The following is a 13,521-nucleotide window of genomic DNA, read 5'->3' as shown; positions in this document are numbered from 1 at the left end:
CGGATCACTCTGTGCCTGACCGTCCGGGTTCGCAAGGGACCGAAGGCCCTGACACTGAGGTGTCAGGTGCGTTAGTGTCCAAGGAAGAGTGCTTGTCCTGTCCATGGCCCCGTCGGGAGGAAAGACTGCATGCGCATACTGGTGCTCAACCCAGGCTCGTCGTCCTTGAAATATCAGGTACGGGAAACCAACTCCGCCAACGAAACCCAGGAAGTGATCGCCTCAGGCCATGTTGGCTGGACTGATCAGCATCAGGACCGCCTCAACACCCTGTCCGAGGTCTTGGACGAAGTGGACGAAAGCACGGGCAAGCCGGATGGTGTCGGGCACCGCGTGGTCCACGGCGGCGTCCACTTCGACGGACCCGTCCGGGTCACAGCAGGAGTCGTTGAGACCATCAAAACACTTGGCACGCTGGCGCCTCTCCACAACCCCGCCAGCGCCGAGAGCATTGACGTTTGCGTGCAGCACTGGCCCGGAATACCTCAGGTCGCCGTCTTCGACACGGGCTTTCACAGCACCATCCCGGACTTTGCAGCCCGATACGCCATTCCCCAGGACGCCTATTCGGACCAGCCTGTACGGCGTTACGGGTTCCATGGAATCTCCGTGGCAATGGCGTGCCAGGACGCAGCCACGTTCCTGGGCCTGCCAACGGAAAGGCTCAATGCCGTGGTGGCCCACCTTGGAAATGGGGCGTCAGTAACCGCTGTAAAACAGGGCCGAAGCGTGGACACATCAATGGGTATGACGCCGCTGGAAGGGCTGGTCATGGGGACGCGATCAGGTGATCTGGACCCATCCACTGCGGTGTTGCTCCAACGAGCCGGAGCGACCGTGGACGAGGTCGACGAACTCCTGAACCACCGTTCGGGACTGATGGCTTTAGCAGGCACCCCGGACATGCGACGGATCGAAAAGGGCGTCGAAGACGGCGATCCCACTGCGGTTCTGGCCCTCAAGGTCGCGAGCTACCGTTTGGCCAAGTACATCGCTGCCTACTCCATGGTGGTTGGTGGTGCAGACACGTTGGTGTTTACCGGGGGAATTGGCGAGAACTCGGCTCTCTACCGCCAGGCCACAGTGTCCTGGCTCGGGCCTTTGGGGATCGCCTTGCATGAGGGGAAGAACCAGACAGTGGCCGGGGGTATCCGGGACATTGGGACAAAGTCTTCACATGCCCGCGTCCTGGTAGTTCCCAGCGACGAAGAGCGTGCCATTGCCAATTCAACAGTTGCCTTGTTGACCGGGAACGAGACGAAAAGAGGACAGTGATGGGCTTTGACGACAAGGGCACTGTGGAGCAGTCGGAAGATTTCGGCTTGCTCGACAGATACTGGGCGGCGGCCAATTACCTCACAGTCGCCCAGATCTATTTGCAGGAGAACCCACTTCTTCGTGAACCGCTTCAAGGCGCGCACATCAAACCCAGGCTCCTGGGCCATTGGGGAACAAGCCCGGGCCTGTCGCTGATCTACGCCCACCTGAACAGGGTGATCCAGCGGACGAGTGCGAACGTACTGTTCGTGACCGGCCCCGGTCACGGCGGACCCGCCGTCGTGGCCAATACCTACCTGGAAGGCACCTACTCAGAGACCTATCCCGAAGTCAGCCAGGACCACGAGGGACTTAGACGGCTCGTAAGGCAGTTCTCCACGCCCGGAGGCATCTCCAGCCACGTGGGCCCCGCTACGCCCGGTTCGATCCATGAAGGCGGGGAACTGGGCTATTCACTCATGCACGCCACGGGCGCTGCCATGGACAACCCGGACCTGATCGTCGCCTGCGTCGTTGGCGATGGCGAAGCGGAGACCGGGCCCTTGGAGGGCTCCTGGAAAGCACCGGACTTCCTCAACCCGGCCCGGGACGGCGCGGTTCTGCCGATCCTGCACTTGAACGGACACAAGATCTCAGGCCCCACCGTCCTGGGCCAGCGCCCGGATGCCGACGTCGCTGCCCTACTAAGGGCCCATGGCTGGGATCCGGTGGTGGTCTCCGGTGACGATCCCGCAACTGTCCATCCTGCCTTGGCGGGGGCCTTGGACTCTGCCTTTGCCAGCATTCGGGCAATTCAGTCCCACGCCCGCGAGCACGGTGTCACGGGCCCGGCGCGATGGCCGGCCCTCATCCTCCGTACGCCCAAAGGTTGGACTGGGCCCCGGCAAGTGGACGGCCACCAGGTGGAAGGCACCTTCCGTTCCCATCAGGTGCCTTTGCCCGCGGTCAGGGAAAACCCGGACCATCTGGCCCAGTTGGAGGCCTGGATGCGCTCCTACCATCCTGAAGAGTTGTTCGACGACGACGGCAGGCTGTTCCCCGAACTGGAAGCATTGGTTCCCGACGGCGGCTTCCGCATGGGGGCGTTGCCCGCATCGCGGGGCGCTGGCCGCGGTGCACTTCAGGTACCTGACGCCGCCCGCTACGAGGTACGGGCAGACCCACGGGGTCAGACGATGATCAACAGCACCAAACCATTGGGGGAAATGCTCAGGGACATCTACGTGGAAACAGCTGATTCGCCGAAGTTCCGGTTGTTCTGTCCGGATGAGACCAACAGCAACCGGCTGGGTGCCGTTTTCGAAGCTACCGACCGCTGCCTGGTGGTTCCCGAGGCAGGAAACGGTGCGTTGGAGCACGTGTCTCCTGACGGAAGGGTGATGGAAGTCCTGTCCGAGCACCTGTGCCAAGGGTGGCTCGAGGGCTATTTGCTGACCGGCAGGTACGGGCTCTTCGCCAGTTACGAAGCGTTCGCCATGGTCAGTGCCTCGATGACCATCCAGCACGCCAAATGGCTGCAGCACTCCCGTGAGCTTGAATGGCGGGAACCGGTACCGAGCCTGAACATCCTTCTCACCTCCACCTGCTGGCGGAACGACCACAACGGCTTCAGCCACCAAGGGCCCGGCCTCATCGACTCTGTCCTGTCCCTCTCCGGCTCGGTGGTGCGCGTTTACCTTCCACCCGACGCGAACTCGCTCCTTGCCGTCGCCGAGCACGTGCTCGGCAGTAAGGACTACGTCAACCTTGTGGTCATCGACAAGCAGGAACATCCGCAATTCCTTGGTCTGGATGAAGCGCGCGAACATGCAGCAGCGGGGGCTTCAGTATGGGAATGGGCGGGCAACGAATCAGCCGTCGCCGGAACGGATGGTTCGCTGCCCGACGTCGTACTCGCCTGCGCCGGTGACGTACCCACCCAAGAGATGCTGGCCGCCGCCTGGCTCCTGCGGAAGCACGTCCCGGCGCTGCGGATCCGTGTGGTTAACGTTATCGACGCCATGGCCCTTACGCCGGCTGAATCGCATCCACATGGCCTTTCCGAAGACCGGTTCGAACGACTGTTCACGGCCGATGTGGATGTGGTGATGGCATGGCACGGCTACGCACGTGCCCTCCACCAACTGCTCCACGGCAGGCCCCGTCCTGAACGCTTCCATGTCCGCGGATACAACGAACAGGGGACCACCACGACGCCGTTCGACATGGTGGTGCTGAACGAAGTGAGCCGGTACCACCTGGTCATGGAGGCTCTGCGTCGGTCGGCACGCCGACCAGAGGGAACCCAGGAGCTCAGGGAGCATTGCCGGACCATGCTCGCGGCGCATGGAGACTATATCCGCGAACATTTTGAGGACATGCCCGAGGTAAGGGACTGGGTGTGGTCTGATCCGGAGGAATGAACCGCCGGTCAGGTCAGTTGCCGTCCCCCAGGATCCGCAGGTTCTCCCGGTAAGCCTCCGCGGTCAACTCGCCACGGGCGAAGCGCTCGTCGAGTATCAAACGGGCTGTGCTTCGCCCGCTGACGGGCGGCGCAAACTTTGGGTCCTGTCGGTTGCCGGCGTTGGAGGCGCCGTTGTTAAACAGACGCACTGTGATAAGGATGAGCAGCGCCAAGCCAAGGAGTCCGGCAATCGTCCATATCACCATCCAACCGTTACCCATTCCATAACCCCACATCATGTCCTGCACCCTTTCGCCTCATGCCGTCGCGATGGCTTGTTCATATTGCAGCCCAGCCGTTATCCGAGGGCAGCACGGCACCGTTGATGTTCGTTCCGTCGCGGCTGAGCAGGAAGGTAATGCCCGCCGCGAGTTCTTCCGCTTCCGCGATGGGTGTCACATTTGTTTGCATCAGCGGCCCCAGGACTTCCACGGCCAGTTGTGAGTTGAACTCCGCGTGGATGTTTGTCCTGGTCCCGCCCGGGCAGACGGCATTTATCCTGATGCCGCGCCTCCCATACATCACAGCCGAGCTGCGGGTCAGTCCGATGACCGCGTGCTTCGATACGGTGTAGGCGGCTCCCGCGGCTGAACCCCGCAGGCCTGCTTCTGATGACACATTCACAATCGAACCCCTGCCTGCCTCCAGCATCAGCGGCAGGGCGGCGCGCATGAGGCGCATCATCGAGTTGAGGTTCACGTTCAGGACGCGTTCCCACGTGGCGTCATCGACTTCATGGACGGGTTGGAAGCTGTCCATGATGCCGGCCACGTTGGCCAAAGCATCAACCTTTCCGTCCGTCGCTGCTATGACCTGCTGCACGGCATCTTCGTTACTGATGTCCCCGGCCACGGATATGAGATCCAAGTCCGGATGGTCCGTGGTCAGTTGTTTGAGTCCCTCCTCGCTGAGATCACTGGCGATAACCCGACCACCTTCGCGGGCTACGCGCAAGGCTGTGGCACGGCCTATGCCGGAGGCGGCTCCGGTGACGATTACGGTCTGTCCGTCGAACCGACCCGGTGTGACAACTTCATTCCACGTGGGCATCTAACTGCTCCTCCTCGTAAGGCAATCCGGATCCCTGCAGGGGTGCCATGATCAGACTGCGGCATCCCTTTGCCTCCAGCCTCGGCATCCCGCGTGAGAGGGACAAGTGCTGAAAGTCCTTGGTGCAGGGCTGACACAGACAAGGTCTTTCGGCCGTACCAGACGTAGGGTCCAGGAACATACGCTGTGCGCATGACTGACCGGAACAAGACCTGGCACGGACAGCACAAGGCGGGCCTTACTCGAGGTGAACGGGCAGCAGATGTCCTCCGGAATGGAATGGGCAGCTGGACCTTCGTTGGGCTGTTCGTGCTGTTCATGATCGGCTGGGCAGGAGTCAACACTTATCTGCTTGCTACGCAGGCTTGGGACCCGTATCCGTTCATTCTGCTCAACCTTTTCCTGTCCATGCTGGCGGGGCTTCAGGGTGCCATTCTGTTGATCGCCGCGAAACGGCAAGACGCCATAGCAGCCGCCATGGCCTTGCATGACTACGAAACCGATGTCCGAGCGGAGATTGAGATAGAACGGCTCATGGCCATCAACAACCAGCAGATGGAGATGTTGCAGGGCATCCGGACACTCTTGGAACGGAGCCAAGCGCCAGACGCCGACTTAGAGTGCGAGGTTGCCGACGCGTAAAGCCGATATGCCTCCCATAGGCTTGCCCTGGCGAGTCGATAGCCGTACGTCGTTCTGGCGGGCCGAGTTACGTCGCGTTTGGGGTGTTCGACCGACCTGCGGGAGTCATGGCCTTGAGGCTGCGGAGCCTCGTCGTGGCTGGAGGCTTCGCGCGGACCAAAAGGTAACGTCCAACAGAAAGACTGCAGATGCCGCAGCGTCGAGCTCCTGACGCAGGGCTTTGAGAGCTCCGGGGTGCGTCAAGTGGCTCTTTTCGGTGTTCGATCGAGCAAGAAAAGAAGTGTGGACATTGTCCACACTTTCCATCCCGGACTGGCCTGTGCAACCTCCGGACTGGCCCGGATTCCGCAGGTTTCCGCCACTTCCCAGTGCTACCAAGGCCGGGAATCCCGTTCGAGTCCCACCTCGGGCACGGCATAACCCCTCGTCAGAGGGGTTATTGCTTTTAGGTATGGACATTTGTTGACACGCTCTCGGATGTGGTGCCGTCATGTGCCTGGCCGCCGGTGGGCCTGTTTGGTTGTGGGGGCGCGGGTTCAAGGTTGTGGCTGGCCTGCACCTCCTCATGAGTGGGGGCTCTGTGCACAACCTGACTTGGACAACCCGGGTCAGGACGGCTCAGTTCTGATGCGCTTCGAACCGAACGAATTGCGCCGGATGGAGCATCCGGTTTCGGAAGGCCGGCGGGTGGGGCCCACGGCGCGCGGTCCTCGTTCAAGCTGTCGAGCGTAAACCAGCGATGCTTTAGCCTTCGTTATCCTTCGCGCCTGGTCCAGTCGCGAAATGTCCGGCAAAGTGGCCGAGTGGCTCGCTGACGCCTTCGCCTAACCCCAGCGGGGCACCAACACAAACAGAGCGGACGACGGCGGTAACCTCCCGCCGTCGCACGCTCGACTTGGCGTCTAATCGCGGCCAGCGTTTACACTGGCGCATTCGATGAAATGGTCCGCTATGGTCTCCGAGGTCGCCTTCGTCTTCCCAGAAGATGTCCTGCGCGCCTGTCCCCACGTGGGCGGAGCCCAGGATACGGGTGGCCTCGGGAGCTCGTGGAACTGCGAAGCGGATTGGAAGTCCAGGCAGTGGAGTTGGCCGCCGCGCGCGTCACCGATGAAGCCCTGGACCGTATGCGTGCCAACCTCGACGCCATGGAGAAGAACTTGGACAACCTGGCAGCCTTCGTCGAGGCCGATGCGGCGTTCCATCGGGAGATTGCCGCTGCCTCTGGAAATACGGTCCTGGAGGAACTTCTTCAGAGCATCCGTTCCCTGCTGCGGATCTGGGTGGACCGCGCGTTAACCGATGAGGGCCATGCCGAGGCCGCCTTGCGCGAACACACAGCTATCTACGAAGCACTCGTGGCCCGTGACTCTTCAGCCGTCTCGGCGACCATGCGCTCGCATATGGCCACTGCCTCGCGGCGCCTGCTGGCCGGTTTTGACGCCGCCCAGTAAATCGCCTTCCGCCCCCGCGCGAGATGGCATTTGATGACAATGTTTGGCCCAGGCATTGTCATCAAATGCCAACTCGCGAGGTCCTTTCGACGCGGGCTGGCACTGCCGCAGATGTCGAAGGCATCATGGTCTACCTGGCCAGCGACGATTCCGCATACGCTACCGGTGGCATATTCACCGTCGACGGCGGACTGACAGCAAAGTAGGAATGCATTGACAGAAGCACCAACCCCGGAAGCCCCACGTGACGCCGTCATCACTGCGCCCCATTACCGGCCAGGCGTGATCAAGCACATTGTCCTGTTCCAGTTCCGTGAGACAACATCCCAGGCCCAGCGTCAGGAGATCGAAGACCGGTTTCATGCCCTGCGGACGTCCACCAGGGGCGGACAGACGTACATCCTCAGTATCGAGTCCGGCCCCCAGAACAGCCCGGAAGGCCTTCACCGCGGGCTCGAGCAAGGTTTCATCGTCACGTTCGGCTCAGAAGGAGACAGAAACTACTATCTTGGTGAGCCACTGATCACTGATCCTGATTGCTTTGACCGAGCGCACCACGAGTTCAAGCAGTTCGTCGGTCCGCACCTGCAGCCAGACGGCGTTCTCGTCTTTGACTTTCCCGTAAAGCGGGGGTGACCCCGTGAGAGGGGACTTAGCGAAACGACGTCGCGAGGGCCCACCACCTGGATATGGACTTCCAGACTGCATTGTTCGAGTCCTCCGGCCTGCGCAGGCTACCGGCGATCATGGAGACCCTCACCAAGCAGGCGTTCATGCACTTCGCTGTCCTCGGCGCGAGGTATACCTTTTCACCGAAGAAGCTCCTGGAACAGAACACCGCCATTTTCGAAGCCATCGATGCCGCTGACCTCCGAGCGGCGACCCTGAGCTGGCAGTCCAAAATGGAAGACGGATTGAGCTACCTCGCCCAGCACATCAATGCCATGAATAAGCACTGAAACCGACCCCGCGGGGCCATCACGGAAACTGAGTGGCTCAGTGATGTGAGCCGAGTTCCACAAGAAGTACTCCGATTCCTATGGACACCATGCCCGCGGCCATCAGGGGAGTCAGCGGCTCCTTGAAAAGGATCCGGGCCGAAACAGCAGTGAGTGCAACCCCGCAAGCTACCCAGATCCCGTAGGCCACCCCAAGGGGAAAGCCTTCGGCCAAAGTCAGGCTAAGAAAGGCAAAGGCACTGGTGTAGCCTGCCACCACGGGGATGGCCCACAGCTTCTTCTTCAGGCCTTCAGAGGCACGTAAAGACATCGTCGCAGCAACTTCGGTGAAGATGGCCAAGAAGAGATAAAGCCACGCCATTTTATTGTTCTTCCGGAATGGCGATGCGTTCGGGCTGATGGGACCCAATTTCAACGGCTAAAACACCAGCGAGAATCAGCGCCATGCCCAGGCCCATGAGCCAAGTGAGGTCCTCGCCGAAGAGTAAAGCGGATGCCAGGGCTGTCATGGTGACCCCGCCGGCGCCCCAGACGCCATAGGCCACACTGATCGACATGCCGAGGCGCAGGCAAACCGTGAGAAGGGCAAATGCTCCCGCGTAGCCGCAAACCACCACGGCATACCAAGCGGGTGCTTCAAGAGCTGCCTTTAGGGCCAGCGATGCGCTGACCTCACTGAAGATTGCAATCACCAAAAACAGCCACTTGTTCATGTCAATCCACTTCCCTGTGTCAAGGCGAGCAAGTGCGCAACAACAGCCTTTCTGTCCCCTTCGTTGGGGGCAAGAACGCCACTGGCCTGTGCCGCCCAGAGCCCTTCGGCTGCCAACCTGGCTGTATTCAGTCTTATGCGCTGCTCATGTGGCGTCTCCGGGGGAAGGTCGAGCATTGGACCCAAGTGGCGTTTCCATGCTTCTTGCAATTGCGGAATGTAAGCCGAGTGGGACCATAAGGCCCATTCAGCGCGGGCGTTCTGCCCTTCGGCGGCAGTCTTGATGTAGGCGGCGTAGCGTTCGGTCAAAGAAGCCTTTTGAGGCTCAGTGGCTAGGAACCTTGACATCCGTTGGATTACTTGGAGGGCGGCGTGTTCAACCAAGCCGCTCATGAGGGCGTCACGGGTTGGGAAGTGATACATGAGCCCAGGCTTGCTAACGCCAGCCTCCCTGGCCACTTTGTCCAGCGTTATAGCGGCACCCTCGAGGGTGCCGGCCACTCTTAGTCCGGCGTCCAATATTCGTGGCCGTTGGTTCTCGCGCACGCTCGTTACTTTACCATCCGGACGGTAAAGTTTGGATCAGGACGGCCATCAGAGAGAAAGTCGCGATAAACGAGGGGAGCTCTAGGCTGCCCACCCTCGTAGAACCTCCTGGATGCGCCCTTGTTCAGCTGCGGCAACGAGTCCTGCAGCGAGTACAGCGAGTTTCGTGTTGGTGTTCTGGCTGTATCGTGAGAGGAGGTCAAATGCCGCTGACGGGCCGACGTTGAAGCTGGCCATGAGGATGCCTTTGGCTTGCTCGATGACTCCCCGGCTGGCGTAGGCGTTGACCAGGGCGGCGGCGGCAGCATGACCACTTTCAATCGCTATCGCCCGCGTCAGGTCAATCATGAGCCCGTGGATGGACGCGACCTGCCCGTCCTTGTTCCGGTCGGCCTCGGCAACCGTCAGGACCCGGTGTTCTTTGCCTTTGCTGTCGATGATGCGGTGGAAGTTCGATCCCTGCCCGCCGTCCCGGGCCAGTGTCGCGATAAACCGCCTGGACGCATCCCGGTCTTCCGGGTGCTTGTGCGCCAGAATCAGCTCCTTCGTGGGGACAACTTCACCCCTGGAGTAGGCGTGGATCCGGAACAATCCATCGGACCACTTGCACTTGCCCGTATGCACCGAGAGTCGAAACGAGCCCGTGGGGCACACCTCACCGTCGGGCAGCGGAAATCCGTACGAGACACGTCCCTCTGACACCCGGCCATCCCTTTCAGCCATGACCGCCACCGACGCTTTTTTCACGTCTAGGGATCGCTTTCCAGAACGGCGCGGGCGGCTGCGGGGTCTGTGGGATCGTGAGCATACTTCTCCTGCTCTTCCGTTTTTCGGCGGTAGAAGTCATAGGCCGCTTGTTTGGTGACCCCGAGCGCCTGACCGATCTGGGACCACGTCGCGCCGGCCTCCCGGGCTGCTTTCATGACGTACCAGCGCCTGGCGGTAAGCCGGTCAACAGATCGTGCATTCACCCGCAGGGCCTCCAGGGCGGATACTTCGCGTGAGGCTTCGTCTGCGGTGAAGTCTTCCCAGAGCTTGAGTGGGTCGTAGATGTCGGGCTTGTCGGGATCCCGCTGGATTGACTCTGGCCCGTCAGTCATGGTGTCAAGCTATCTTGACGCCGGCTCAGGGTCAATAGTCCCGACATGCCCCTCAGTTACAGCTCGCGTTGATGCCGTCCATCCGCATTGACTCGTTTACCCAGTGTGTCTTGTAGTGACCAGCGATCACTGGGAAACTGGGCAGATCGTCTCGCCGCTCCCTCGATAAGTTGGGAGGCCACGCACCACCTTCGCAGCAATACCGTTCCACGATGACTCGTCATGAGAATCGTCGTGCAGTAGGAAATCGTCCAGATTCGGAAGGTGCAGGAAAATGATTGAAGTTGCATTGTTGGTGACCCTGAAAGCCAGGGCCGGCAAGGAAAAGGAAGTCGCGGAATTTCTTCGCAGCGCGCGCTCCATCGTTGAACAAGAGGAAGGCACGCGCGCATGGTTTGCACTTCAGTTCGACGAGTCGACTTTCGGAGTCTTCGACGTGTTCCCTGATGACGAAGCCCGCCAGACCCACCTGTCGGGGGGTGTCGGGCAAGCTCTTGCCGCTCAGGGGGCAGAGCTGTTCAGCGTCGAACCCAACATTCAGAACGTCGACGTGCTCGCCTTCAAGCTACCCGGTGAAAGCGTATAAGGCTGCGGCTGACGCGCTGCATGACTTCGATGACAGCTTCTTTGCCTCCCGACGGCGGGAGTTGTCCTCCCGCCGTCGTGAGCCGTTAGGCTTTCGGTCCCGGACTCCGCACGCCGCTCAGGCTTCAAGCCTGGAGTGCTCGCCCAGACGGTGCCATGAACGGTTGTGGTAGACCAGGGCGTCGCCAGGTTCGCCCGCTTGGACGTCACGCATTACGCGGGACTCCAGCGCGTGAACGGCGATGATTGTGGAGGTCCCCACCTCCATGCGATTGATGACGGCGCAGCGCACCCAGGCGCGGACATCGTCATATACCGCCTCGCCGGTTGCAAGGGCCGACCACCGGTGCGTCTGGTCAAAGCGGTCAACGCCGGGCGTCGCTCCAAACTTGGCCAGATCGACGTCGTGCGCGTCCAGCAGGTGCACGACGACGGTTTCGGCGCGCGAAAGCACTTTCGACGCAGAGGACAGTGCCGAGACCGAGAAAATCAGCAACGGAGGATCAGCGCTCACCGAGACGACCGACGATACCGTCAGTGCCACCGGACCTTCGCCGGCATCCGCCGTGACGACGGCGACACCTCCCGGGTGGCCACGGAACAGTGCCTTGAATTCGTCGGCCGTGAGGGAAGACGGGAAGCTTTGCTTCGGAGCCTCCAGCCACGTGTCTGTGGGGTAGGCGTGAAACATCGTTATGACACCCTGGTGGCGGAGACGGCCAGTTCCTCGCGAATGATATTCGTCCCTGCGCTGAGAGCACTCAGCTTGGCCAGTGAGACATCCCGGGGGAACGGTGCCATGCCGCAGTTGGTGCTGGGGATGAGCTTGTCCGCATCGACGAATTGCAGGGCCTTGCGGAGGGTGTCGGCGACCTCTTCCGGGGTCTCGATGGTCTCGCTTGCGACGTCGATTGCCCCGAGCATGACTTTCTTGCCGCGGAGGAGGTCGATGAGGTCCATAGGCACATGGGAGTTCTGGGACTCGAGCGAGATGATGTCGATGCTGGAGCTCTGCAGCAGCGGGAACGTTTCCTCGTACTGCCGCCACTGTGAGCCGAGCGTCGCCTTCCAGTCATTGTTCGCCTTGATTCCGTAGCCGTAGCAGATGTGCACGGCGGTCTCCGCACGCAGTCCTTCTGCCGCTCGCTCGAGCGCCGCCACGCCCCAGTCCTTGACCTCGTCGAGGAAGACATTGAACGCTGGCTCGTCGAACTGGATGATGTCGACGCCGGCCGCCTCCAGTTCTTTCGCCTCCTCGTTCAGGATCGCGGCGAACTCCCAGGCCAGCTTCTCGCGGCTCTTGTAGTGGTCGTCATAGAGCGTGTCCACCATCGTCATCGGGCCGGGAAGAGTCCATTTGATTGGCTGGTCCGTGGTTTTGCGGAGGAACTCTGCGTCTTCGACGAATACCGGCCGCTCGCGGCGCACAGGTCCGACGACGGTCGGCACGCTCGCGTCGTAGCGATCGCGGATGCGCACGGTCTTGCGCTGTTCAAAGTCGACCCCGGCCAGGTGCTCGATGAAGGTCGTTACGAAGTGCTGGCGGGTTTGCTCGCCGTCGCTGACGATGTCGATCCCGCGTCGGGTCTGTTCGTGGATGGCGATGCGCAGCGCATCCTGCTTGCCCTCGACCAGCGCATCTCCCTCCAGCTTCCACGGGGACCAAAGGGTCTCCGGCTGTGCGAGCCACGATGGCTTCGGCAGGCTTCCGACAACGGTGGTGGGCAAAAGTGTGTTCATGATTGACGATTCTCCGTGGGTCAGTTGACGAGAGCGGGGTATTGGGCGGTCCACTGATCCAGCAGATCTTTGTGGGGCGTGATGAAGTGTTCCTCCGTGTACTTCGCCTGAGTGACCGCGAGCTGACTGCGCTCGACGCGGTCGTAGGCGATCTGGGTCCGCGAGTAATCCTGCTCGCCCAGGCTTGGCTGGTAGATTGCAGCGGCGGCGGAGTTCGCGTTGTAAATTTCCGGGCGGTAGATCTTCTGGAACGTCTCCATGGTGCTGATGGTGCCGATGAGCTGCAGGTTGGAGTAGTCGTTGAGGAGGTCGCCGCGGAAATAGAAGGCGAGCGGCGCAACGCTGCCGCGTGGCATGAAGTATCGGACCTGCATCCCCATCTTGGCGAAATACGCGTCGGTCAGCGAGAACTCGTCCTGCTGGTACTCTACGCCCAGCACCGGGTGGCGGTTCTCCGTTTGCCGGTACGTCTTGCTCGTGGAGACACTGATGCACACTACGGGCGGCTGCGGGAAGCGCTCCTGGCACGCCGGGGAATCGAGGAAGTGCTGGAACAGTTTGCCGTGGAGATCGCCGAAGTTTTCGGGAACGGTGGGCTTGCCCGAGTCACTTGCGGCCGCCGGCAGTACAACGCTGAAGTCGAAGTCACGGACGTAGGAGGAGAAGTTGTTCCCTACGATCCCTTGGTGGCGGACCCCGTTCAGCTGGTCGACGATCTGGATGTCGAGAACCTCGAACAGGGGGAACTGCCGGTCCGTACCTTCCGCTGTGAATTCTATTTGCACGGAAACGATCTCAAGCTCGAGCGAGTATCGGTCCCGGTCCGGGTTGTCCCAGCTTGCCAGATCGTTGAAACGTCGCCGAATCATGGTCAAGGCGTTGCGGAGGTTCTCCTGGCGGTGCTCGCCGCGTGCCAGGTTGGCGAAGTTCGTCGTGATCCGGGAGCCTTCCGACGGCGAGTAGTCCTCGTCGAAGCGGGTGGTGGTGATGCTGAAGGTAAAGTCGTCTGCCATGA

The 13,521-nt window shown here is 61.1% G+C and carries 17 protein-coding genes and 1 pseudogene; 8 read left to right on the top strand and 10 right to left on the bottom strand.

Going from position 1 to position 13,521, the window contains the following annotated elements; translation table 11 throughout:
* Positions 1–129 precede the first annotated feature (129 nt).
* Together PQ627_RS01690 and PQ627_RS01685 are read left to right on the top strand one after the other, a co-directional pair.
* Entirely contained in the window at positions 130–1,275 is a 1,146-nt protein-coding gene (locus PQ627_RS01690; RefSeq protein ID WP_274258081.1) for an acetate/propionate family kinase, read from the top strand.
* Positions 1,275–3,680, top strand: coding sequence for a phosphoketolase family protein (locus PQ627_RS01685; protein ID WP_274258080.1), 2,406 nt, complete (start codon positions 1,275–1,277; stop codon positions 3,678–3,680). Before PQ627_RS01690 ends, PQ627_RS01685 begins: the two co-directional genes overlap by 1 nt.
* 13 nt (positions 3,681–3,693) lie before the next feature.
* On the opposite strand, the gene PQ627_RS01680 is transcribed toward PQ627_RS01685, so the two are convergent.
* The gene (locus PQ627_RS01680; RefSeq protein WP_274258079.1) at positions 3,694–3,927 is read right to left on the bottom strand and encodes an SHOCT domain-containing protein; all 234 of its coding nucleotides are present in this window, start codon (positions 3,925–3,927) and stop codon (positions 3,694–3,696) included.
* 73 nt (positions 3,928–4,000) lie between these two features.
* Positions 4,001–4,771 (bottom strand): SDR family NAD(P)-dependent oxidoreductase, encoded by a 771-nt coding sequence (locus tag PQ627_RS01675; protein WP_274258078.1) that lies wholly within the window; start codon positions 4,769–4,771, stop codon positions 4,001–4,003.
* Between the two features lie 192 nt (positions 4,772–4,963).
* Here PQ627_RS01675 and PQ627_RS01670 point away from each other — a divergent pair, with 192 nt between their 5' ends.
* From PQ627_RS01670 to PQ627_RS01650, 5 genes and pseudogenes are all read left to right on the top strand, one after another.
* Positions 4,964–5,413: a DUF1003 domain-containing protein gene (locus PQ627_RS01670; protein ID WP_274258077.1), complete on the top strand. Its 450-nt coding sequence runs from the start codon at positions 4,964–4,966 to the stop codon at positions 5,411–5,413.
* 1,046 nt (positions 5,414–6,459) lie between these two features.
* Positions 6,460–6,864 carry a FadR/GntR family transcriptional regulator gene (locus PQ627_RS01665; protein ID WP_274258076.1) on the top strand — a complete coding sequence of 135 codons (405 nt, stop codon included), beginning with the start codon at positions 6,460–6,462 and terminating at the stop codon, positions 6,862–6,864.
* Positions 6,865–6,929: 65 nt separating this feature from the next.
* Complete coding sequence (locus PQ627_RS01660) at positions 6,930–7,070, top strand: SDR family oxidoreductase (protein ID WP_274258075.1); 141 nt, start codon at positions 6,930–6,932, stop codon at positions 7,068–7,070.
* Positions 7,071–7,077: 7 nt separating this feature from the next.
* Positions 7,078–7,500, top strand: coding sequence for a Dabb family protein (locus tag PQ627_RS01655; RefSeq protein WP_274258074.1), 423 nt, complete (start codon positions 7,078–7,080; stop codon positions 7,498–7,500).
* A gap of 35 nt (positions 7,501–7,535) precedes the next feature.
* A pseudogene (locus tag PQ627_RS01650) lies at positions 7,536–7,823 on the top strand (FCD domain-containing protein); the annotation flags it as partial.
* A 37-nt stretch (positions 7,824–7,860) separates the two neighbouring features.
* Here PQ627_RS01650 and PQ627_RS01645 read toward each other — a convergent pair.
* From PQ627_RS01645 to PQ627_RS01630, 5 genes are all read right to left on the bottom strand, one after another.
* Positions 7,861–8,184 (bottom strand): DMT family transporter, encoded by a 324-nt coding sequence (locus PQ627_RS01645; protein WP_144658607.1) that lies wholly within the window; start codon positions 8,182–8,184, stop codon positions 7,861–7,863.
* A 1-nt stretch (position 8,185) separates the two neighbouring features.
* Entirely contained in the window at positions 8,186–8,536 is a 351-nt protein-coding gene (locus tag PQ627_RS01640; protein ID WP_274258073.1) for a DMT family transporter, read from the bottom strand.
* Positions 8,533–9,081, bottom strand: a complete 549-nt coding sequence (locus PQ627_RS19960) for a TetR/AcrR family transcriptional regulator (protein WP_400418427.1) — start codon at positions 9,079–9,081, stop codon at positions 8,533–8,535. Before PQ627_RS19960 ends, PQ627_RS01640 begins: the two co-directional genes overlap by 4 nt.
* An 81-nt stretch (positions 9,082–9,162) precedes the next feature.
* Positions 9,163–9,783: a PAS and ANTAR domain-containing protein gene (locus tag PQ627_RS01635; protein WP_274258072.1), complete on the bottom strand. Its 621-nt coding sequence runs from the start codon at positions 9,781–9,783 to the stop codon at positions 9,163–9,165.
* A gap of 47 nt (positions 9,784–9,830) precedes the next feature.
* On the bottom strand, positions 9,831–10,181 hold the full coding sequence (locus PQ627_RS01630; RefSeq protein ID WP_274258071.1) for a hypothetical protein: 351 nt from the start codon (positions 10,179–10,181) through the stop codon (positions 9,831–9,833).
* Between the two features lie 274 nt (positions 10,182–10,455).
* On the opposite strand from PQ627_RS01630, the gene PQ627_RS01625 reads away from it, so the two are divergent.
* Positions 10,456–10,767, top strand: a complete 312-nt coding sequence (locus PQ627_RS01625) for a putative quinol monooxygenase (RefSeq protein WP_144658612.1) — start codon at positions 10,456–10,458, stop codon at positions 10,765–10,767.
* A 117-nt stretch (positions 10,768–10,884) separates the two neighbouring features.
* Here the strand turns inward: PQ627_RS01625 and PQ627_RS01620 are convergent, their stop codons facing one another.
* From PQ627_RS01620 to PQ627_RS01610, 3 genes are read right to left on the bottom strand one after another with little or no spacing between them, the layout of a single operon-like run.
* Positions 10,885–11,457, bottom strand: coding sequence for a flavin reductase family protein (locus tag PQ627_RS01620; protein ID WP_144658613.1), 573 nt, complete (start codon positions 11,455–11,457; stop codon positions 10,885–10,887).
* A 2-nt stretch (positions 11,458–11,459) separates the two neighbouring features.
* On the bottom strand, positions 11,460–12,506 hold the full coding sequence (locus PQ627_RS01615; protein ID WP_274258070.1) for a methionine synthase: 1,047 nt from the start codon (positions 12,504–12,506) through the stop codon (positions 11,460–11,462).
* A 20-nt stretch (positions 12,507–12,526) separates the two neighbouring features.
* Entirely contained in the window at positions 12,527–13,519 is a 993-nt protein-coding gene (locus PQ627_RS01610) for a DUF1852 domain-containing protein (RefSeq protein WP_274258069.1), read from the bottom strand.
* Positions 13,520–13,521: the final 2 nt, after the last annotated feature.

Origin of the sequence: Paenarthrobacter sp. AB444 (genome assembly GCF_028736865.1) — a bacterium.
Classification (GTDB): domain Bacteria; phylum Actinomycetota; class Actinomycetes; order Actinomycetales; family Micrococcaceae; genus Arthrobacter; species Arthrobacter nicotinovorans_B.
This window is presented reverse-complemented; position numbering and strand designations above follow the sequence as displayed.